At 71.5% G+C, this 19,890-nt stretch carries 19 protein-coding genes; all 19 read right to left on the reverse strand.

The window, feature by feature from the left end; translation table 11 throughout:
• Nucleotides 1–3: 3 nt before the first annotated feature.
• Complete coding sequence (locus tag H6693_03760; GenBank protein ID MCB9515286.1) at nt 4–702, reverse strand: hypothetical protein; 699 nt, start codon at nt 700–702, stop codon at nt 4–6.
• A 15-nt stretch (nt 703–717) separates the two neighbouring features.
• Entirely contained in the window at nt 718–1,800 is a 1,083-nt protein-coding gene (locus tag H6693_03765) for an AAA family ATPase (GenBank protein MCB9515287.1), read from the reverse strand.
• A 177-nt stretch (nt 1,801–1,977) separates the two neighbouring features.
• Nucleotides 1,978–2,403 (reverse strand): divergent PAP2 family protein, encoded by a 426-nt coding sequence (locus tag H6693_03770; GenBank protein MCB9515288.1) that lies wholly within the window; start codon nt 2,401–2,403, stop codon nt 1,978–1,980.
• Entirely contained in the window at nt 2,403–3,668 is a 1,266-nt protein-coding gene (locus H6693_03775; GenBank protein ID MCB9515289.1) for a hypothetical protein, read from the reverse strand. The genes H6693_03770 and H6693_03775 overlap by 1 nt, the downstream gene beginning before the upstream one ends.
• The gene (locus tag H6693_03780) at nt 3,665–4,177 is read right to left on the reverse strand and encodes a TIGR00725 family protein (protein ID MCB9515290.1); all 513 of its coding nucleotides are present in this window, start codon (nt 4,175–4,177) and stop codon (nt 3,665–3,667) included. Before H6693_03780 ends, H6693_03775 begins: the two co-directional genes overlap by 4 nt.
• Nucleotides 4,174–5,232 carry a dipeptide epimerase gene (locus H6693_03785; protein MCB9515291.1) on the reverse strand — a complete coding sequence of 353 codons (1,059 nt, stop codon included), beginning with the start codon at nt 5,230–5,232 and terminating at the stop codon, nt 4,174–4,176. Before H6693_03785 ends, H6693_03780 begins: the two co-directional genes overlap by 4 nt.
• Nucleotides 5,229–6,296: a DUF1611 domain-containing protein gene (locus H6693_03790; protein ID MCB9515292.1), complete on the reverse strand. Its 1,068-nt coding sequence runs from the start codon at nt 6,294–6,296 to the stop codon at nt 5,229–5,231. The genes H6693_03785 and H6693_03790 overlap by 4 nt, the downstream gene beginning before the upstream one ends.
• A complete protein-coding gene (locus tag H6693_03795; protein ID MCB9515293.1) occupies nt 6,293–8,374 on the reverse strand; it encodes a hypothetical protein in 2,082 nt (693 codons plus the stop codon). Before H6693_03795 ends, H6693_03790 begins: the two co-directional genes overlap by 4 nt.
• Nucleotides 8,371–10,212, reverse strand: coding sequence for a hypothetical protein (locus tag H6693_03800; GenBank protein MCB9515294.1), 1,842 nt, complete (start codon nt 10,210–10,212; stop codon nt 8,371–8,373). Before H6693_03800 ends, H6693_03795 begins: the two co-directional genes overlap by 4 nt.
• A gap of 39 nt (nt 10,213–10,251) precedes the next feature.
• The gene (locus H6693_03805) at nt 10,252–11,697 is read right to left on the reverse strand and encodes an NADH-quinone oxidoreductase subunit N (GenBank protein ID MCB9515295.1); all 1,446 of its coding nucleotides are present in this window, start codon (nt 11,695–11,697) and stop codon (nt 10,252–10,254) included.
• A gap of 6 nt (nt 11,698–11,703) precedes the next feature.
• Nucleotides 11,704–13,275 carry an NADH-quinone oxidoreductase subunit M gene (locus H6693_03810; protein ID MCB9515296.1) on the reverse strand — a complete coding sequence of 524 codons (1,572 nt, stop codon included), beginning with the start codon at nt 13,273–13,275 and terminating at the stop codon, nt 11,704–11,706.
• 9 nt (nt 13,276–13,284) lie between these two features.
• Entirely contained in the window at nt 13,285–15,228 is a 1,944-nt protein-coding gene (gene nuoL, locus H6693_03815; protein MCB9515297.1) for an NADH-quinone oxidoreductase subunit L, read from the reverse strand.
• A 1-nt stretch (nt 15,229) separates the two neighbouring features.
• Nucleotides 15,230–15,532 carry an NADH-quinone oxidoreductase subunit NuoK gene (gene nuoK, locus H6693_03820; GenBank protein MCB9515298.1) on the reverse strand — a complete coding sequence of 101 codons (303 nt, stop codon included), beginning with the start codon at nt 15,530–15,532 and terminating at the stop codon, nt 15,230–15,232.
• A gap of 9 nt (nt 15,533–15,541) precedes the next feature.
• Nucleotides 15,542–16,036, reverse strand: coding sequence for an NADH-quinone oxidoreductase subunit J (locus H6693_03825; protein ID MCB9515299.1), 495 nt, complete (start codon nt 16,034–16,036; stop codon nt 15,542–15,544).
• Nucleotides 16,037–16,051: 15 nt separating this feature from the next.
• Nucleotides 16,052–17,083 carry an NADH-quinone oxidoreductase subunit NuoH gene (gene nuoH, locus H6693_03830; protein ID MCB9515300.1) on the reverse strand — a complete coding sequence of 344 codons (1,032 nt, stop codon included), beginning with the start codon at nt 17,081–17,083 and terminating at the stop codon, nt 16,052–16,054.
• Nucleotides 17,083–18,363 (reverse strand): NADH-quinone oxidoreductase subunit NuoF, encoded by a 1,281-nt coding sequence (gene nuoF, locus H6693_03835; GenBank protein ID MCB9515301.1) that lies wholly within the window; start codon nt 18,361–18,363, stop codon nt 17,083–17,085. Before nuoF ends, nuoH begins: the two co-directional genes overlap by 1 nt.
• A 37-nt stretch (nt 18,364–18,400) precedes the next feature.
• Nucleotides 18,401–18,865 carry an NADH-quinone oxidoreductase subunit NuoE gene (gene nuoE / locus H6693_03840; GenBank protein ID MCB9515302.1) on the reverse strand — a complete coding sequence of 155 codons (465 nt, stop codon included), beginning with the start codon at nt 18,863–18,865 and terminating at the stop codon, nt 18,401–18,403.
• Nucleotides 18,866–18,898: 33 nt separating this feature from the next.
• The gene (locus H6693_03845) at nt 18,899–19,372 is read right to left on the reverse strand and encodes an NADH-quinone oxidoreductase subunit C (GenBank protein ID MCB9515303.1); all 474 of its coding nucleotides are present in this window, start codon (nt 19,370–19,372) and stop codon (nt 18,899–18,901) included.
• Between the two features lie 13 nt (nt 19,373–19,385).
• The gene (gene ndhC / locus H6693_03850) at nt 19,386–19,823 is read right to left on the reverse strand and encodes an NADH-quinone oxidoreductase subunit A (protein MCB9515304.1); all 438 of its coding nucleotides are present in this window, start codon (nt 19,821–19,823) and stop codon (nt 19,386–19,388) included.
• Nucleotides 19,824–19,890 lie beyond the last annotated feature (67 nt).

Genomic DNA, 19,890 nt, shown 5'->3' on the forward strand with positions numbered 1-19,890 from the left:
CCGTCACCGGGGCCGGCCTCCGGTCGGCGTCCGGCGCAGCGCCTCGAGGAAGCCCTGGTAGCGGCGGCGCAGCGGCGGGTCGCCGGACTGCAGCGCCAGCGCGCCGAGACGGCCAGGGTCGAGCAGCTGCCGGCGGGCCAGCGGTCCCCAGATGCCCGTGACGCCACGGCGCGGCGGCGGCGTGAGGTCGAGGCCGAGGAGGAAGAGCGGTGCGCCGTCGGCGGACGGCGCCGCGCCGTCCGCGCTCTCGACGAGGGCCAGGATCGGCGAGTGGCCCGGGCGCGGTCCCTCCACGAGCTGGAGCCGCCAGGTCCCCGGCGCGGTCGCCTCGCGCTCGGCCTGTCCCGGGCCGAGGAGCAGGAGCCCGGGCAGCACCTCCACGCGGAGCGGCGGCGGTGCGCTCGCCCGCCAGTCCAGACCCATGCGCGACGGCGGCGCGCCCAGCAGGCGAGCCGCCAGGGCGAGGCGCGAGGGCGGCAGCTCCAGGCGCACGGATTCCCCGAGCCGCCAGGCGCTCAGCGCCAGGCTGGCGGCGAGGGCCAGCGGCCAGGGCGAACCGGGCCGGCCCGTCACGCGACACTCGAGCTCGGGGCCGCAAACGCTTTGCGGGACCCTGGTTTCCACGCTCAGCGTTCGGCTGAGGAAGAGTCCCGAGATGCTGCGGATGTGATTGGCCCGCTGCGGCTGGCCGGCGACACCCATGCGGCGTGCTCCCGTCTACGCCCCCACGACGAGCAGTGAGTTCTCGACACCCAGGTCGTTGAGGCGGGTCTGCTGGTGGCTGGGATCGGTCACCCAGCGCCCGTCGATGATGTAGCGGTACTCGTAGTTGCCCGGCGGCAGGGCCAGCGTGACCTCCCAGGCGCCGGCGCTCCCCGGCCGCGGCGCGAGCGGGATGCCTCCGGGATTCCAGTGGTTGAAGCTGCCCGTGAGGTAGACCGCGTGCGCCTCGGGAGCGTGGATGCGGAAGCGGACCCCCTCGTCGCAGCGCTGGGGGCCGAAGAGCAGGGACTCCAGCTCCTCGTCGCGCGCGAGGGTCAGCTCCGCGAGGTGGCCCCAGAGCTCCTCGGCGAGATTCTCGAAGTCGAGGCGGACGGGCCCGGCCTGCGCCAGTTCCATCACCGGCAGGCCGGCCGCGGCGGCCATCTTGACCCGCACGCTGCTGCGCACGCGCGTGGACAACAGGCGGATGCGCGAGTTCGCCGCCAGCTCGGCGTAGAGCTCGCGGCTGAAGAGCGTGCGCGGATTGAACTCGTTGGCGACCACGAAGCAGGCGGGGCGCTGGCGCGTCTCCTCCTCCAGCACCTCGAGGGTCTCGAGGATCTTCTCGAGTCCGTGCAGCGTGAAGGTGCTGCTGTCGACCGGCACCAGGAGGGCGTCGGCCGCCACGAGCGCGTTGAAGGTGAGCAGCCCCACGGCGGGCGCCGTGTCGACGATGACCCAGTCGTAGGCCTCAGCGTGCCGCAGCAGCGCGCTGCGCAGCCGGCTCTCGCGTCCCGGCTGGCGGGCCAGTTCCTGCTCGGCCGCCGAGAGGATGATGCCGCTGGGCACCACGCCGAGATGGTCGCGCACCTGCACGGTCATCGCGTCCAGCGACGCCGCCGGATCGCTGAGCAGGTCGTAGGTGCCCAGCGCGCAGCGCTCCACTTCCACGCCCAGGCCCAGGGACGCGTGGCCCTGCGGATCCAGGTCCACGAGCAGGACCCGGAAGCCCTCCTTGGCCCACGCGGCGGCGAGATGGATCGCGAGCGTGGTCTTGCCGCAGCCGCCCTTCTGGTTAACGACCGCGAGTACCTTCATCCCGACACCTCCTGTCTCGTACACCCCGGAGGACCCCGGTGAGGTCATGGCCGCGCTGTCTGGGTCTCCATCGCGGCCACTGTGCTGCCAGGCCGAAAAACCGTCAAGGACTATTGCCCGACGCATCACGAGGGAACGTGGTGTGACGGCTCCGCGGGCCAGGAGCGGGGGAAGCGCTCAGCCGCTGACCATGAGCAGCGTGGTGACCACGCCGAGGACGAAGCCCCAGAAGACCTCGCTCCAGGTGTGGCCCAGCAGCTCGCGCGTGCGCTCGCGGGCGAAGTGGTGCGTGTCGATGAGCTCGTCGAGGATCTCGTTCAGCAGGCGCGCCTGCTTGCCCACCTCCTGCCGCAGCCCCGTGGCCTCGAGCACGAAGTAGAGGCTGAAGACCACCGTCACGGCGAAGAGCGGCGAGTCCGCCCCGGCCACGCGCCAGGCCCCCACGGCGAGCGCCGTCACGACGGCCGTGTGGCTGCTGGGCATGCCGCCGGTCTCGAAGAAGCGGTAGAGCTTGAAGCGCCGCGCGCGCAGGCTCTCCGCCACGACCTTGTAGAGCTGGGCGAGCAGGCCGCTGAGCAGCGCCGCCCAGAGGATGGGATGCATCACGTCGACGCCTCCAGGCCCGAGCCTCCGGTCAGACGGCGGAGGATCTCGAGCGCGCCGGCCACCGCGAAGACCAGCAGCAGCGGCTCGATCTCCCAGCGGAAGCGGCTGCGAACGAAGTAGAGACTGTAGAGGAACGTGTACTCGGCGAACAGGAAGTAGGCCGGGAACAGGCGCCGCCAGCGCCCGCGCCAGAGCCAGAGCCCCGCCAGGATGAAGGGCAGGATGAACCCGTAGAGCGACTGGTAGGCCACGCTCCAGCGGGTGGGATAGCCGAAGCGGGTGATGTCCCGGCACCACCAGAAGTAGTACGCCTTGCGGACGATGAAGCCCAGGTAGTGCGCGGGACGCTCGCCGATGGCGCCGAAGGCGCGCGCGTAGAACCAGCGCTCGAGGGCCGGCTCGGGCAGGGTCTCCACCACCTGGCGGTCGACCACGCGCCAGAAGTTCCGCTCCTCGGTGAAGTCGCCCCAGGTGTAGCCCCCGGCGTAGGCGTTGTTGCCCACGAGAAAGTTGAAGCCCCCGTTCGTGCTCGTCAGGAGCAGCGTGTGGTGCACGGCCGCGTTGCGCAGGATCCACGGGCTCCAGACCGCCGCCAGCATGACCAGGTAGCTCAGCGTGCGGCGCCGTCGCCCGGGGTGGGGAAAGCGCCAGAGCCGGAAGAGAAAGAGCACGCCCAGCAGGCCCAGCGGCGGCGAGGTCAGGATCGCCAGGCCGTGGACGAAGCCCGTCGTCCCGCCGAGGACGAGCGGGCGCGGGCCGTCCACGCGGTCCATCAGATTCACCAGGACCAGGACCCAGGTCATGATCAGCGTGGTGGAGAAGATTGCCAGCGAGTAGATGGCGAAGAGCGGGTAGAGCCCCACCAGGAAGTAGCTGCCGATCATCGCGCGGCGGCCGAACCAGCGGCCGGCGATCTCGGCGGCCAGGAGCGCGTTGACGAGCGAGGCCCCCACCTGCAGCACCCGCAGCAGCGTGACCCAGTGCGCGGTGGCCATCTTGGCCAGCGCCATGAGCACCGGGTAGAGCGGCGGGATGAACGAGCGCATGGGCACGTCGCAGTAGTAGAAGGGCATCCAGTAGCCGCGGCCCGCCACGAGGTTGTCGGAGATCACGCCGGACTCGAAGCCGTGGGTCGGCAGCGTGGCGCCGAGCAGCAGCCAGACCGCGACCCGTTCGGCGAGGAACAGGAAGAGACCGAGCCACAGCAGCCGGGCCGGCATCTCGCCGAGACGGGACGCCTCGATCCGCGGCAGACGGCTCACGCGCCGTCCTCGCTCCCCAGCAGCCGGCGGAGCAGGGCCTCCGCCGCTCGCGAGTCCGCCACCGGCTCGAGGCGGTCCGGGCGGCGGTCGTCGATCGCCTCGCCCGCGAGACGCTCGCTCCAGCCGCCGAAGCCCGTCGCGGCGAGCACGGGCTTGCCGTAGCTCCAGGCGAAGGCGATCTCGCTCAGCGTGCCCGCCCGTCCGCCGATGGCCACCACCACGTCCCCGGCCAGGGCGGTGAGGCTGTTGCGCGTCCAGCCCATGCCCGTGGGCAGCAGGACCTGGCAGTGGGGATTGCCCGCGCTGTCGTCGGACGTGGGCAGGATGCCGACCACGACGCCGCCGGCGTCGCGGCAGCCGCGGCTCGCGGCCCCCATGACCCCGTCACGGCCGCCCGAGATCAGGGCCCAGCCGTTGCGGCCGATGACGCGGCCGAGTTCCTCGGCAAAGGCCTCCGCCTCCGGCGAGGCGTCCGCGTCGCCGATCACCGCCACCTGCTTGTGTCTCATGACCGTGGATCCTTCCTGGCCACGCCGAGGCCGGGGGCCGAGCCCAGGGTGAAGACCCCGGCGCTTTCCGTCAAGCCCGAGTACGGATCGTCGGCCAGCAGCAGCGCGCCGTCGAGGTCCGCCCAGCGCAGCAGCGGCGCGAGCTGGAGGCCCTGCGCGATCCCCAGGCTGCTCTCGATCATGCAGCCCATCATGAGATCCAGCTGCAGCTCGCGCGCCGCCCGGGCCAGCTGAAGACAGCGCGTGATGCCCCCCAGCTTCGAGATCTTGAGGTTCACGCCGTCGGCCAGCTCGCCGAAGAGGGCGAGACCGAGCGCGTCGTGGACGCTCTCGTCCAGGACCACCGGCAGCGGCGCGCGGCCGGCGATGGCGCGGTAGCCGGCGATGTCGTCCAGCTCGAGCGGCTGCTCGACGAACTCCACCCCCGCGAGCGCGAGCCGCTCCAGACGCGCGAGGGCCGTGTCGGCGCGCCAGCTGCCGTTCGCGTCCACGCGCAGCCGCGCGCCGGTGGCCGCGGCCACCGCCTCCACCACCTCGAGGTCGCGCTCCGTGCCGCACTTCAGCTTGAGGATGCCGAAGCCCGCCGCCACGGCCGCCCGCGCGCGCTCGAGCATTCGCTCGGGCTCGGCCAGCGCGATCGTGAAGCTGCTCTCGATGCTCACCGGCTCGCCGAAGCCCAGCAGCCGCCAGACCGGCGCGCCCTGCTGCCGGCCGGCCAGGTCCCAGAGCGCGCCGTCCAGCGCCGCCTTGGCCGCGGGATTGCGCGCGAGGACGCGATCCGCGCGATCCATCACGGCGGCGATGCGCGCGAGGTCGAGGCCGGCCCCCACCGCCTCCGACAGCGTGTCCGCGAGTCCGTCCAGCAACTTCTCGAGGGCCAGGCGGGCGATGGCCGGCGTCTCGCCGTAGTAGTGCGTCGCGCTGCCCTCGCCCTCGCCGACGAGACCGTCGGCCTCGATCCTGAGCACGAGGTTCTCGAAGCGCTGCGCGCCGCCCCGGGCGATCACGAAGGGATGCGTGGTCTCGAGCTCCAGCGCCTCGACGTGCAGCTTCACGCGCGCGCCTCCCGGTCCGCGCCGGCGAGCAGCGCGTCGACGAGTCCATCCACGCCCAGCCGCAGCGGATCCGTGGCGGGCAGTGCGAGCGCGGCCGCGACGTCGTCCACGGCCTGCCGCGCGGGTCCGTCGGCGAGCTGCGCCGTGTTGAGCGCCACCCCGACCACCGGCGCCGGCTTCACCCAGGCGGCCGCGGTCTCCACCTGCCGCCGCACCTCGGCGAGCGGGGGCAGGGGCCAGTCCTCGGTGTGCGATGTCACGCGCCGCCCCGCCTCGTGGCAGAGCAGCAGCAGGTCGGGCGCCGCGCCGTGCAGCAGGCCGAGGCTGACGCCCGAGAAGAGCGGATGCGCCAGCGAACCCTGGCCCTCCACGAGGATCCACTCCGGCGCGTCCGCGGCGGCGTCGAGCGCGTCCACGCGCTCCTGCACCGCGCCGGCCACGAAGTCGGCCGGCAGGGCGTCGACGCAGACGCCGTCACCCTGCAGCAGCACGCCGGTCTGCCCGGTGGCCAGCACGGCCACGCGCTTGCCGCGCGCCCGCAGCGCGTCGGCGAGAGCGAAGGTGACGGTCATCTTGCCCGATTTGCAGTCGCTGCCGACGGTGAGCACCACCGTCGCGCGGCGCGGCGACGGCTGCCGGGCCACGCGCAGCTCCGCCGGCGGCTTGCGCAGATCCCAGAGGCGCGCGCCGTGGGCGTCGGCGCGGGCGCGCCAGACGGGATCGTCGCCGAGGAAGCGGTGAAGGCCGCTGGCGAGGTCGAGGCCCGCGTCGAGGGCGTCCTCGCAGAACCGGACGTAGGCCGCCGGCAGCGCGCCGCCGGCCGGCGCCACGCCGATGAGCAGCGCGTCCGGGCCCAGCGGCAGGGCCTCGGCCACGCTCGCCAGCACGGGCAGCGCGCCGCCGAAACCCAGCACGTCCTCGGCCGAGCGCCCCGCCGTCTCGCGGTCCAGCAGCGCCACGGCGCGCCCGGGCTGGAAGCGGAGCACGGCGAAGGCCGTCTTGGCGTTCCGGCGCGTCAGCTCGCCGTCGGCGAGCAGGAGCAGGCGCCGGAAGCCCGGCGTCATCGCGCGGTCTCCAGGCTGCTGCGGAAGTAGCCCCAGTTGCCGAACTCGTCGCCGGCGCGCAGCTCGAGGCGTGACGCGCCGGCGGTGTCGCCGAGATCCACGTCCAGGTCGAGTCGGCTGCGGTCCATGAGGCCGTCCGGGCCGGTGACGCGCAGCCAGGGCCCGTCGTCGAGACGGTACTCGAGCCGCGTGAGCAGCCCGCCCGCGTCGGCCACCGTGCCGCGCAGGCGCAGGCCGTCCTTCGCGCGCTCCACGCGCAGCGCGCAGCTGGGCGGCTGGGCGTCGAGCTGCACGCGCTCGCTGACGAGGGTGCTCGTCTTGGCCCGGGCGGCGTCGTTGTCGAGCCCGTCGTCGGCGGTCACGCGCAGGCGGTAGCGGCCGTCGGGCAGGCCGCGCGTGTCCCAGGTGTAGGTGCTGTTCTCGTAGTCGCGGGCGAGCAGCTGCCAGTCGTCCTCGCCCTCGCGCTGCAGCTCGAGGGTGGCGCGCAGGCGGTCGCCGTCGGGATCCAGCCAGTCCCAGTGCAGCTCGCGCAGGCCGCGCAGCGAGGGGACGTCCGGGTCCATGGCCAGCTCGGGGCCGGCCTTCTGCTGGTACTGCACGCGCACGCCGCGCTCCATCACCTGGGTGAAGGGACGCCCGCCCAGCTCCATGCTCTCGGCGAAGGGTCCGTCGGTGGGGCGCAGCACCGTGAGGTTGCCCAGCAGCGGACTGCGGTTGAGCGGCAGGAAGCTGGCGGTCACGCGGTAGAGCCGCGGCGAGCGGTCGCCTGCCCCCTCGAAGACCACGCGCCACTGGAAGTAGCGCGCCGCGGGCAGCGCCATGCGGTAGCTGTCGCCGTCCGCGGGGCAGGCCGTCCAGTCCGTCCAGCCCGCGCCGGGATCCCCGGGCTCGGCGTTGTGACCGCAGCGCGCCTCCACCGCGAAGCCGCAGCCCCGCGGCAGGTCGCCCTCCAGACGCAGCGCGCCGCCCAGGCTGCGGTTGTTCAGGTCCAGCACCTCGGAGGTCAGCGTGCCCCGCTCGGCGCGCCCGGAGATCTTGAGCAGGCGCGCGGGCTTGGACTGCAGCAGCCAGAGGTCTTCGCCGCCGCTGTCGAGGGCGAGGTCGCTGTAGTAGCGCTCGGGTTCGCTGGCGTAGACCTCGCCGTGGTAGGGCCCCGTGAGACGGTCCAGCTCTCCCGGCTTGCCCGAGGCCACCCAGATGGCCCCGCCGGGCGCGGGCAGCAGGTCGCCGATGAAGGCCGAGTCCGAGCCCAGCAGCTTCTCGAGCACACCGCCGGCCTCGAGCCGGTAGACGGCCGAGCAGTTCTCCTTGCAGTCGGCCTCGCTCTGCGCCACCGCGACCACCACGCCGCCACCGGGTTCGGGAAGGATGGCCTGCACTTCCTCCGCGTCGAAGTCCGCGAGCTGGGTCATGTTGCCGTCGCGGTCAAAGCGGTAGAGCAGCCCCTCGCCGCTGCTGCCCGCCAATAGGCGGCCCTGGTCGTCCATCGCCAGACAGAAGGCGCTCTGGTCCGGCAGCGTGGCGAAGGTCTCCGTCGTGCCGCGCTTCAGGTCGTGGCGCAGGATGGTCCCGCGGCTGCCCGTGGCGATGTAGAGCGTGTCGCCCTGCCGCAGTAGGTCCCAGACGAAGTCCTCCCCCGTCTCCACGAAGGGCTTCGCCTCGCCGTCCTTGACGCGGAAGACGACTCCGCCCGGCCCGGAGCCCACGGCCCAGTCGCCGGTGCCCAGGGTTTCCACGCAGCTGAAGAGCAGGTCGTCGGCCGTGAGGACGGGCGCGTGCCGCTGCTTGCCCTTGTCGAAGAGGATCAGCTTGCCGGGACTGCCGCCGCCGGCCAGCAGCAGCGAGCGGCCGTCGTCGCCGAGCTCGGAGAAGTAGGCGACCTCGTCGGCCAGCAGCTCCTCGAAGCGCGGGCCGAGGCGCCAGCTGCCGTCGTCGGCGAGGATCAGCTCGCGGAAGCTCGCGTCCTGGTAGTCCTCCATGCGGGCGTAGCGGTAGTACTGCGTCTCCACCGCGCGCACGGGAGTACTGCTGGCGGCGAGCGTGACGAGGGTGGCGGCCAGCAGCCCGGGGCGGATCATGGTTCGCTCCTTCGCGGGGTGTCGAGGACGGTGACCGGCAGCGAGAGATGGCCCTGGGCGGCGGCGCCCGGCGGCACGTCCAGCCGCTGCAGGGCGACGATGCGGCGCGGCTCCTTGGGCGTGAGCAGCTCTTCGCGCCGGCTGGTGGGCGCCAGTTCGCGGAAGCGCACGGGCATGGCGAACTCGCGGCCGCCGGCCACGGCGTCCTCGCCCGGCGCCTCGAGCCAGACCACCCAGTGCGCGGTGGACTCGAGGCGGCCGAGCAGGTCGAGCAGGGCCGCGTGGTCGTCCAGGTCGTAGAGGGCCGGCTGGCGCTTGACGTTCCAGCGCTCGAAGGTGGTGCCATCGGCCACGTGGAGACGGTAGTCGCCGGGCGGCAGCGCCGCCCCGGCGAGGCGCTCCACCGGGCCCGCGGCCGGATCGGGGAAGTCGAGCACGCGGTCCGTGGCGTCGCCGTCGCCCTGCCGCAGGTTGAGGCGCAGCCGCCAGGGCTCGCCCGGCCGCAGCGCGGCGCGCGTGAGGCTGAGGTCCTGGAGCAGCAGCGGCTCCTGGCCCGCCGTCCAGTCGAGGGCGACGTCCAGCGAGTCCAGCGGCAGCGGGCCGGCGGGGTTGTCGCCCAGGGCGGCGAGCAGCGACTGCAGCCACGCCCCCACCGCGCCCACGCTGCCCTGGCCCGCGAAGCGCTCGCCGACGCGCACGCGGACGGGCGCGTTCGCGTCGTCGCGGGCGCTGAGCGTGACGTCCATGGCCAGACAGCCCCGCTGCGCGCTGCCCAGGCGGCCGGGCAGCCAGCCGTCGAGGGCCAGGCGGCCGAGCGTGGCCTGCAGGCGGCGGTGCCGCGCGAGGCCGAAGTTGGCGGAGAGGGGCGCCTCGCCGTCGGCCGTGCGCAGGGTCACGCGCAGTGGCAGCAGCGGCGGGGCCTCGCCCAGACGGCCGTAGATGCCCGACTGCCCGTCGAGGAGCAGCGTGCCCACGGACTCGCCCATGGCGCCGAGCTTGAAGGAGTTGTAGAGGCTCGGCAGCACGGCGTGGATGCGCGCGCTGGCCAGGGGCAGCGTCACCGGGCCCTCGCCGAGAAAGGGGTGGCCGAAGGCCCAGATGCGGTCGCCGTCCACGTGGCTGACCGTGCCGATGGCCGCGGCCGACACGGGCCCGCGCAGCAGCTCCACCGCCAGGGCCGCCCCGGGGGCGAGGGGCGCGGCGGGCGCGGCCCCGGACCCGGCGGCGTCCACCGTGCCCATGGGCTGCAGCGTCAGTCCGCCCGCCGCGTAGCGCGAGGCCAGGGCGGCCAGACTCGCCGGGCTCAGTCCGGCCACGCTGAGCGTCAGCGGTTCGCCGGTGGCCGTCGCGAGGGCGGGCGGCGTCGCGGGGCTCCAGTCCGCGCCGAGGTAGGGCAGCGCGCGCAGGTCGCCGGCGTCGGCGCGGCCACCGGCCGTCCCTGCGGGCCGGTCGGCCAGGGCCAGCATGGCCGACGCCGGCGTCACCAGGCCGAGGGGCTCCTTGGCGAAGTTGAAGTTGAAGGCGATGGCGCCGAGCCAGCGGCCGTCGATGTAGACGGGACTCCCGCTCATCCCCTGGCTGATGCCGTCGCGCTCGAGCTGCTCGCCGAGGCAGCGCACGAGCACCAGGTCGTAGGGCGCGCGGCCGCTGACGCGGTCGACGATCTCCACCTCGAAGCGCGTGATGCTGTCGCCCTGGAAGACGCTGAAGCCCTCGCCGCGCATGCCCGGGCGCAGCGCGTCCAGGGGGAAGAGCTCGGCGGCGGCGCTGGAGCCCACCCAGAGGGCCGAGGCCAGGGCGAGGAGCGCGAGGCGCCGGTGGCGTGGACGGGTGGGCATGGGGCCATCCTTTGCGCGGCGGACGGGTGTGGAGGCGGACTAGAGCGCGCTGGCCGCGTAATCCGCCACCGCGAGGAGGCTGCCGGGCAGCATGCCCAGCCACAGCACCAGCAGCACGGCCGCCGCGAGCACCAGGGCCACTGGCGACGGAACAGTGAAGCTCGGCGTGGGTTCCCACTCCTCCTTCATCGTCATCAGGTAGATGACGCGCAGGTAGTAATAGACCGACACCAGGCTGTTCAGCACCGCGATCACGGCCAGGCCCACGTAGCCGGCCTTCACCGCCTCGGCGAAGAGGAAGAGCTTGCCGGTGAAGCCCACCGTCGGCGGGATGCCCGCCAGCGCGAAGAGGAAGATGGACATCAGCACGGCAAGGGCCGGCTGACGGCGGGCGAGACCCGCGAAGTCATAGATGGACTGGTACTCTTCGCCCTTGCGCGACACGAGCTCGAGCACGCCGAAGGCGCCGAGGTTCATCAGCGTGTAGGCGACGAGGTAGAAGAGCACCGCGCGGTCGGCGCCGGCCGTGCCGGCCACGATCCCCACCAGCAGGTAGCCGGCGTGGGCGACGCTGGAGAAGGCCAGCATGCGCTTGAGATTGCTCTGCACGATGGCCATGAGGTTGCCCACGGACATGGTGAGCACGGCGAGCCACCAGAGGACGGGCGCCCAGTCGGCGGGCACGGGCGCGAAGCCGGTGCCCATGAGGCGCAGCAGCGCGGCGAAGGCCGCGGCCTTCGTGCCGGTGGCCATGAGCGCCGTGACGGGCACCGGGCTGCCCTCGTAGACGTCGGCCGTCCAGAAGTGGAAGGGCACCACGCTCACCTTGAAGGCGAAGCCCACCAGCACCAGCCAGAAGCCTGCGGTGGCGAGGCCCGGCGAGAGCAGCCCGCCCGGGCTCAGCGGCGCGGCGGGGCTGAGCTGCAGGCTGCCGGTCGCGCCCCAGTGCAGCGCCATCCCCATGAGCAGCACGGCGCTGGCGAAGGCGCCCAGCAGGAAGTACTTGAGCGCGGCCTCCACCGAGCGCGCCTCGCGGCGCTGGTAGCCGGCCAGCACGTAGAGCGCCATGGAGAGCAGCTCCAGGGCCAGGAAGAAGGTGACGAGCTCGGTGGCCGCGGCCATGAGCATCATGCCGAGCACGGCGAAGAGCAGCAGCGCGCTGAACTCGGCGCGGGGCAGGCCTTCGCGGCGGAGGTAGGGCAGGGCGAGCAGGAGCACGCCGAGGCCGATGCCGAGGAAGAGGAGCTGGAAGTAGGTGGCGAGGCCGTCCTGCATCAGACGGCCGCCGAAACCCGTGGTGGTCGGCTCGCCCCAGTGACCGAGGACCATCACCAGCGCCGCCACCAGGCCGAGACCCGCGACGCCCTCGGCCAGCCAGCCCTCGCCCCGGCCCGCGCGGCGCCGGGGCAGCTCCACCAGCATCGCGAGCATGGCGGCGATCGCCAGGATCAGGGGCGGGGCGATGAGCGAAAGGGTCCAGTCCACGCGTCCTCACTCTCCTTCATGCAGACGGGCTTGCGCCGCCGAGGCGTCCGGCGCCGCGCCGTGGGCAGGCGCCGACGAGAGCGGCAGCTCGTGGCCCAGCCGGTTCTGGTTCACCAGCGCGTTCACCGAGGCCTCGATGCGATCGAGGAAGGGTCTCGGGTAGAGGCCGATCCACAGCATCAGCGCGGCCAGGGGCAAGAGCAGCAGCCACTCGCGGGGCAGCAGGTCGCGCAGGCCGCGGTTCTCCTCGTGCTTCACCGGGCCGAAGAAGACGCGCTGCACCATCCACAGCATGTAGACCGCGCCGAGGATCACGCCGGTCGCCGCCACCGCCGCGAAGGGAATCGACACCTTGAAGGTCCCCAGCAGGATCAGGAACTCGCCCACGAAGCCGTTCAGCCCGGGCAGGCCGATGGAGGCCAGCGTCGTGAGCAGGAAGAAGAAGGTGAACTGGGGCATCACCGCCGCCAGGCCGCCGAAGTCCTCGATGCGGCGGGTGTGGCGCCGCTCGTAGATCATGCCCACCAGGAGGAAGAGCGCCCCCGTGGACAGCCCGTGGCCCAGCATCTGCAGCAGGCCGCCGGCGAGACCCTGCGCGTTGAGCGCGAAGACACCCAGCACCACGTAGCCCAGGTGGCTGACGCTGGAGTAGGCCACGAGCTTCTTGACGTCCTCCTGCACCATGGCCACGAGGGCGCCGTAGACGATGCCGATCACGGCCAGGGACATCATCCAGGGCGTGATCGTGGCGATGGCGCCCGGGAAGTAGGGCAGGCAGAAGCGCAGGAAGCCGTAGGTGCCCATCTTCAGAAGCACGCCGGCCAGGATCACGCTGCCGGCGGTCGGCGCCTCGACGTGGGCGTCGGGCAGCCAGGTGTGCAGCGGGAAGATCGGCACCTTGATCGCGAAGGCCAGCACGAAGGCGAGGCAGGCCAGCAGCTCGGGGCGCCCGTGGAGCGGGGTCGCGCCCATGGCGGCGACGTCGAAGGTCCACACCCCCGCGACCTGATGGTGGTGCACCACGAGGTAGAGGATGGCCGCGAGCATGAGCACGCTGCCAACCATCGTGTAGATGAAGAACTTCACGGCGGCGTAGACGCGCCGGCGGCCGCCCCAGATCCCGATGAGGAAGTACATCGGGATCAGCATGGCCTCCCAGAACACGTAGAAGAGGAAGAGGTCGCCCGCCACGAAGACGCCCATCATGCCCGCCTCGAGCATGAGCAGGAAGAAGTGGTAGGCCCGCACGCGGTCGTCCACCGCGCGCCAGCTCCCAAGGACTGCCAGGGGCATAATGAAGGCGGTCAGCAGCACCATGAGCAGGCTGATGCCGTCCACGCCCACGGCGTAGTCGATGCCCAGCGCCGCGATCCACGGCGCGCGCTGCGTGAACTGCAGCGCCGCGCTGCCGGTGTCGAAGTGGAACCAGAGGTGCAGGGAGAGGACGAAGGTGACCGTGGTCACCGCCAGCGTCCAGGCGCGCGCCAGCCCCGGCCGGCTCGCGGGCAGCACGATGAGCGGCAACGCCCCCAGGACGGGCAGGAAGACGAGCCAGGTCAGGATCCAGGAATCGATCATCTCCCCCACCTAGGCCAGCAGCCGCAGGAGCAGCAGGATCACGCCCAGCACCATGAACAGGGCGTAGGTCTGCACGTAGCCGGTCTGGAACAGGCGCAGCACCTCGCCGCCCACCCGCACGCAGAGTCCGCTGAAGTTGACGAGACCGTCGATGAGGAGCTCGTCGATCCAGCGCCACAGGAAGCGCGCCAGCGCGCCCAGCGGCCGGATCACGACGGCCTCGTAGAGCTCGTCGATGCGATACTTGTCCGCCAGCAGTCCGGGCAGCCCGCCGCGGGCGTCGGCCAGGCGCGGCGTCAGGTCCTGCGCGCGGCCATAGCGCTGCCAGGCGACGGCGAAGCCCACCAGCGCCACCAGCGTGGACAGGCCCATCAGCCCCCACTCCGTGGCGTGGCTCAGGTGCTCCGCGTGCCCGAAGCCCTCCACGTGGTGCAGGTCCGCGAAGACCGGCGCCAGCCAGCCGCCCAGCAGGTGCGGGCCCATCACCGGCGGCAGGCCCAGGTAACCGCCGACGACGCTCAGCACCGCCAGCAGCGCCAGGGGCAAGGTCATCACCGCGGGCGATTCGTGCAGGTGCTTCGCGCGCTCGGGCTCCACGCGGCTCTCGCCGAAGAACGTGAGGAAGAGCAGGCGGAACATGTAGAAGCTCGTGAGGCCCGCGGTCAGCACGCCGATCACCCAGAGCGCCTTGTGCTGCACGAAGGCCGCGGCCAGGATCTCGTCCTTGCTGAAGAAGCCGCTGAGGCCGGGGAAACCGGCGATGGCCAGCGTGGCGACGAGGAAGGTGGCGAAGGTCACCGGCAGGTGGCGGCGCAGGCCGCCCATCTTGCGGATGTCCTGCTCCTCGTGCATCGCGTGGATCACGCTACCCGCGCCGAGGAAGAGCAGGGCCTTGAAGAAGGCGTGGGTCATCACGTGGAAGATGCCCGCGCCGAAGGCCGCGCTGCCCAGCCCCAGGAACATGTAGCCGAGCTGGCTCACGGTCGAGTAGGCCAGCACCTTCTTGATGTCGTTCTGCGCGATGGCCACCGTCGCGGCCATGAGCGCGGTGAGTCCGCCGATCCAGGCCACCGCGTCCAGCGCCGCCGGCGCCAGCGCGTAGAGCACGTGGCTGCGCGCCACCATGTAGACGCCCGCCGTCACCATGGTCGCCGCGTGGATGAGCGCGCTCACCGGAGTCGGGCCGGCCATGGCGTCGGGCAGCCAGACGAAGAGCGGGATCTGCGCGCTCTTGCCCGTGGCGCCGAGCAGCAGCAGCAGGCCGATCGCGGTCATCACGCCGGGCGCGGCCGGATGGTGAAGCGCCGCGGCGAAGACCGTGGCGAAGTCCAGGCTGTGGAAGTGCGTCACGATGAGGAAGAGCGCGAGCAGGAAGCCGAAGTCGCCGATGCGGTTGACGATGAAGGCCTTCTTGCCCGCCTGCGCCGTGCTCATGGTGGCGGTGAACATCCGGTCGTACCAGAAGCCGATGAGCAGGTAGGAGCAGAGCCCCACGCCTTCCCAGCCCACGAAGAGCATCAGGAAGTTGTCGCCCAGGACCAGGATCAGCATCGCCAGCATGAAGAGGTTCAGGTAGGCGAAGAAGCGGGCGTAGTCCTTGTCGTGGGACATGTAGCCGATGCTGTAGACGTGGATCAGGAAGCCCACGCCCGTCACCACGAGGATCATCACCGCGCTGAGCGGGTCCAGCAGCAGCGACGCGCTCACCGAGAAGTCGCCGCTGGCGATCCACTGCCAGAGCGGGAAGACCAGCCGCGGGGCCTCCGCCTCGTGGCCGCCGGCCATGCCGCGCAGCGCGAAGAAGCCGCCGAGGGCCGTCAGGAAGGAGAGCAGCACGGCGAAGGAGGCCACGCCGCCGCTCGCGCGCAGCGGCAGGCGCTTGCCGAGCACGGCGTTGACGAGCACGCCCAGCAGCGGCCACAGGAGGATCAGCGGGAAGTAGCGGATGTCCATGCTAGCTCCTGAGCAGCGTGGCCTGGTCGAGGTCGATGCTCTCCTGCCGGCGGAAGAGCGCGATCACGATGCCCAGCCCGATGGCGGCCTCGGCGGCCGCCACGGCCATGACGAAGAAGCAGAGCACCTGGGCGTCGAGGTCCCCGCGCAGGCGCGAGAAGGTGACCAGCACCAGGTTCACCGCGTTCAGCATGAGCTCGATCGACATGAAGACGACGATCGCGTTCCGCCGCAGCAGCACGCCCGCCACGCCCGTTCCGAAGAGCAGGAAGGCGACGACGAGCGCGTGATTCAGATCGAACATCCGCGCCTCCTAGCGCCGGGGCTCGCGATGCGCCATGACCACCGAGCCGACGATGGCCACCAGCAGCAGCAGCGCGGTGATCTCGAAGGGCAGCAGGTAGTCGCCGAAGAGCTTGTCGCCGATGGCCCCCACCTCGCCGGCCGGCCCGTGGCCGCCCTCGGGCAGGCGCCGGCCCAGGTCCATCGCCATGAGCAGCGCCACCAGCACGGCGCTGAGCGCCGCGTAGAGCCACTTCACCTTGCGGTTCATGATGGGCGGCAGGTCGTCGGGGCCCAGGTTGAGCAGCATGATGACGAACAGGAAGAGCACCATGATCGCGCCGGCGTAGACCGCCACCTGCACGGCCGCCAGGAAGAAGGCGTCCATCAGCACGTAGATGCCCGCCAGCGCGAAGAAGGCCAGCACCAGGTAGAGCGCGGCGCTCACCGGGTTCTTCCGCGTGACCACCATCAGGCCCGAGCCCACGGCCAGCGCGGCGAAGAAGTAGAAGAAGCTCTGCACCATGCCTTCCCGCGCCCCCTAGTTGAGATCCTTCAGCGACCAGAGGCCGTAGACGAACAGGTTGACCAGCGCCAGCGGCAGCATCACCCGCCAGCCCAGTCCCATGAGCTGGTCGTAGCGGAAGCGGGGCAGGGACCAGCGCACCCACAGGAAGATGAACAGCCACACGCAGACCTTGCCCAGGAACGTGGCGAGCTGCAGTAGCGCCAGCCAGAAGCCGTGCTGCTGGAAGAAGGGCAGGGTCTCCACCCAGGGCAGGTGATAGCCGCCGAAGAAGAGCGTCACGATGAGCGCGCTGGCCGTCATCATGTTGACGTACTCGCCCAGCATGAACATCGCGAACTTCATGCTGCTGTACTCGGTGTGATAGCCCGCCACCAGCTCCGGCTCGGCCTCGGGCAGGTCGAAGGGCAGGCGGTTGGTCTCGGCGAAGGCGGCCACGACGAAGAGCAGGAAGCTGAGCGGCTGGCTGAGCACGAACCAGGGGTTGCCGCCCTGGTGGGCCACGACGTCCGTGAGCCGGAGCGAGCCGGTGAACATGATCACGGGGATCACCGACAGGCCCATGGCGATCTCGTAGCTGATCATCTGCGCGCTCGAGCGCAGGCTGCCCAGCAGGGCGTACTTGTTGTTGCTGGACCAGCCGCCCACGGCGATGCCGTAGACGCCCAGGCTGGCGATCGCGAAGATGAACAGGATGCCGATGGACAGGTCCGCCACGATCATCCGCACCTGGTGGCCGAAGATCGGCAGCGTGCCGCCGAAGGGGATCACGGCGTAGGTGATCAGGGCCGGCATCATGACGAGCATCGGCGCGAGCGTGTGCAGGGCCTTGTTCGCGCCGGGGGGCGTGAAGTCCTCCTTGAGGACGAACTTCAACCCGTCGGCGATGGGTTGCAGCAGCCCCCAGAAGCCCACCCGGTTGGGCCCCTTCCGCCACTGGATGAACGCCGACACCTTGCGCTCGGCCAGGGTCATGTAGGCCACGCCGCCCAGCACCACGAGCGCGATGAGCACGATCTTGATCACCGTGATCAGGAAGTCGGCCATCACTCCCCCTTCGCCAGGGCGGCGCCCAGCACGCGGGCCTCGAACTCCCCGCGGAACTTGCGGACGTAGGACTCGGTGGGCATGCGGGCCGCGTCACCGAGCGGGCAGACGGTCTTGAAGGCCATGTTGTCGCAGATGTCGAGGATCTGATCGAGCTCCTCGCTGCGGCCCTGGCCCGCCACGAAGCGGCCGATGATCTTCTCCAGCCAGCCGCAGCCCTCGCGGCAGGGCGTGCACTGCCCGCAGGACTCGTGGTGATAGAAGCGGATCAGGTTGAAGGCCACCTGCACCATGTCGACCGTCTCGTCCATGACGATCACGGCCGCGCTGCCCATCATCGAGCCGAGGGCGGCCAGGCCGTCGAAGTCCATGATCGCGCCGGCGGCCTCCTCGGCCGTGAGCACCGGCGTGCTGCTCCCGCCCGGGATGACGGCCTTGAGCTTGCGGCCGCCCAGCATGCCGCCGCAGTGCGTCTCGAGCAGCTCGTCGAAGGTGATGCCCATGGGCGCCTCGTAGGTGCCGGGCCGCGCCACGTGGCCGCTCACGCAGAAGAGCTTGGGGCCGGTGTTCTTCTCGCGGCCGATGCCGGCGAACCAGGCGGGCCCACGCTCCACGATGGGCGGCACGCAGCAGAGCGTCTCCACGTTGTTGATCACCGTCGGGCAGCCGTAGAGCCCCACCACCGCCGGGAAGGGCGGCTTGATGCGCGGGTAGCCGCGCTTGCCCTCGAGGCTTTCGAGCAGGGCCGTCTCCTCGCCGCAGATGTAGGCGCCGGCGCCGCGGTGCACGACGATCTCCAGGTCGAAACCGCTGCCGAGGATGTTCCTGCCCAGCAGCCCCGCCGCCTTCGCCTCGGCGATGGCGCGCTCGAGGATGCGCGCCTCCTCGGCGTACTCGCCGCGGATGTAGATGAAGCAGTGGTGCGCCTGCAGCGCATAGCTCGAGATCGTGCAGCCCTCGATGAGCAGATGCGGGTTGTGGCGCAGGAGCACCCGGTCCTTGAAGGTGCCGGGCTCGCTCTCGTCCGCGTTGCAGACCAGGTAGCGGGGCCTGCTGTTCTTTGCAGGGTCGGGCAAGAAGCCCCACTTCATGCCGCAGGGGAAGCCCGCGCCGCCGCGACCGCGCAGGCCGGACTCCTTCACCGTCTCGACGATCTCGGCCGGGCTCTTCTTCAGGGCCAGGCGCAGGGCCTGCGTGCCGCCCTCGCGCTCGTAGACGGCGAGCGTGTGGGAGTCGTCCATCCCCACGATGCGGGTCAGTACCGGTTCGAAGGCAGCCATCGGGTCCTCGGCCTCGGTTCGTCGGTGGCGCGCGGGCTCAGCCCAGCTCGGACAGGATCGCGTCCACGCGCTCTGAAGTCAGGTTCTCGTGATAGTCCTCGCCCACCATCATCGCGGGCGCGGTGCCGCAGGCGCCCAGGCACTCCACTTCCACCAGGGTGAAGCGGCCGTCGGCGCTGGTCTCGCCGGGGCCGATGCCCAGGCGCGCCTTCAGGTGGGCGCGGATGTCCAGGCTGCCACGCAGCTCGCAGCTCAGCGTGCGGCAGAGCTGGATGAGGTGCTTCCCCACCGGCCGGGTGTTGTACATGGTGTAGAAGGTGGTCACGCCCTCGACCATGGCCGGCGTCAGCTCCAGGCGCTCGGCCACCCAGCGCATCGCCTCCGGGCTCACCCAGCCCTGCTCGCGCTGCACGAGGTGCAGCAGCGGCAGCAGCGCCGAACGCGGGTCCGGATAGAGCGCGACGATCCCGTCGGCCTCGCGCTGGATGCTCGCGTCAAACATCGTCACTCTCCGTGGCCGCCGCCCGCGGGCGGGTCAGCGGTTGTCGTCGTGCACGCCGCGCGTGGGGATCTCCTTGCGGAGCGGATGTCCCAGCGCGTAGTCCTCGTGCATCAGGATGCGGCGAAGGTCGGGGTGGCCGGCGAAGCGGATGCCCATCAGGTCCCAGACCTCGCGCTCGTTCCAGTTGGCCAGCTCCCAGAGTCCCGTGACCGTGGGCACGCTGGGCCCGTCCGCGGTCTCGGCCGTGTCGGCCATGACCCGCAGGCGCGTGCCGTGCTCCAGGTCCAGCAGGTGATAGCTCACGCGGAAGCGCGGCGACCAGTCGAAGCCCAGGCCGTCCACGCCGCTGATGTCCGTCAGCATGGCGAAGCGGGGGCTGGCCTCGTCGCGCGCCCAGGTCAGGATCTCGATCAGGGCGTCCGGGCCCACCCGCAGCGTGAGCTCGCCCTGGGCCCGCTCGCTCGCGAGCAGGCGGTCGCCGAAGCGCTGGGCGGCCTGGACCGCCACGGAGTCGAGGCGCTCAGTCACGACGTCCCTCCCCGTCCTGCTCCCGCCGCTCGAAGAGCCCGCCGCGGTCCCAGGCCAGCGCGCCGCTGCCCAGGATGTAGAGATAGCCCACCAGCAGGATCACGAGGAAGATCCCCATCTCCACCAGGCCGAAGAGCCCCAGGTGATGGAAGCGCACGGCCCAGGGGTAGAGGAAGACCACTTCGATGTCGAAGAGGATGAACAGGATCGCCACCAGGTAGAACTTCACCGAGAAGCGATCGCGCGCGTCGCCGCGCGGGTCCATGCCCGACTCGTAGGGCGTGTACTTGGCCGCGTTCACGATGCGGCGCCCCACGAAACGGCTGGCCGCCACCATGCCCGCCGCCATGAGGACGGCCAGCACGATGAGCACGACGATGGGAAGATAGGAGCCTGCGGCGTAGCTGTCCGCGGCGGCGAACACGGTCATTTCGCACCTTTCCTCACAATCCGTGACATACTGTTCAGCGGCCCCATCACTGTCAATGGCAATTTCC

Source organism: Candidatus Latescibacterota bacterium, from assembly GCA_020633725.1.
In the GTDB taxonomy this organism is placed as follows: domain Bacteria; phylum Krumholzibacteriota; class Krumholzibacteriia; order JACNKJ01; family JACNKJ01; genus VGXI01.

Coding starts and splice junctions, on each gene's coding strand:
- ndhC (MCB9515304.1), bottom strand. CDS start 19,823: ATGACCGTGTTCGCCGCCGCGGACAGCTACGCCGCAGGCTCCTATCTT.
- H6693_03795 (MCB9515293.1), bottom strand. CDS start 8,374: ATGATCCGCCCCGGGCTGCTGGCCGCCACCCTCGTCACGCTCGCCGCC.
- nuoE (MCB9515302.1), bottom strand. CDS start 18,865: ATGTTTGACGCGAGCATCCAGCGCGAGGCCGACGGGATCGTCGCGCTC.
- H6693_03760 (MCB9515286.1), bottom strand. CDS start 702: ATGGGTGTCGCCGGCCAGCCGCAGCGGGCCAATCACATCCGCAGCATC.
- H6693_03800 (MCB9515294.1), bottom strand. CDS start 10,212: ATGCCCACCCGTCCACGCCACCGGCGCCTCGCGCTCCTCGCCCTGGCC.
- H6693_03825 (MCB9515299.1), bottom strand. CDS start 16,036: ATGGTGCAGAGCTTCTTCTACTTCTTCGCCGCGCTGGCCGTGGGCTCG.
- nuoH (MCB9515300.1), bottom strand. CDS start 17,083: ATGGCCGACTTCCTGATCACGGTGATCAAGATCGTGCTCATCGCGCTC.
- H6693_03810 (MCB9515296.1), bottom strand. CDS start 13,275: ATGATCGATTCCTGGATCCTGACCTGGCTCGTCTTCCTGCCCGTCCTG.
- H6693_03765 (MCB9515287.1), bottom strand. CDS start 1,800: ATGAAGGTACTCGCGGTCGTTAACCAGAAGGGCGGCTGCGGCAAGACC.
- nuoL (MCB9515297.1), bottom strand. CDS start 15,228: ATGGACATCCGCTACTTCCCGCTGATCCTCCTGTGGCCGCTGCTGGGC.
- H6693_03790 (MCB9515292.1), bottom strand. CDS start 6,296: ATGACGCCGGGCTTCCGGCGCCTGCTCCTGCTCGCCGACGGCGAGCTG.
- nuoK (MCB9515298.1), bottom strand. CDS start 15,532: ATGTTCGATCTGAATCACGCGCTCGTCGTCGCCTTCCTGCTCTTCGGA.
- nuoF (MCB9515301.1), bottom strand. CDS start 18,363: ATGGCTGCCTTCGAACCGGTACTGACCCGCATCGTGGGGATGGACGAC.
- H6693_03770 (MCB9515288.1), bottom strand. CDS start 2,403: ATGCATCCCATCCTCTGGGCGGCGCTGCTCAGCGGCCTGCTCGCCCAG.
- H6693_03780 (MCB9515290.1), bottom strand. CDS start 4,177: ATGAGACACAAGCAGGTGGCGGTGATCGGCGACGCGGACGCCTCGCCG.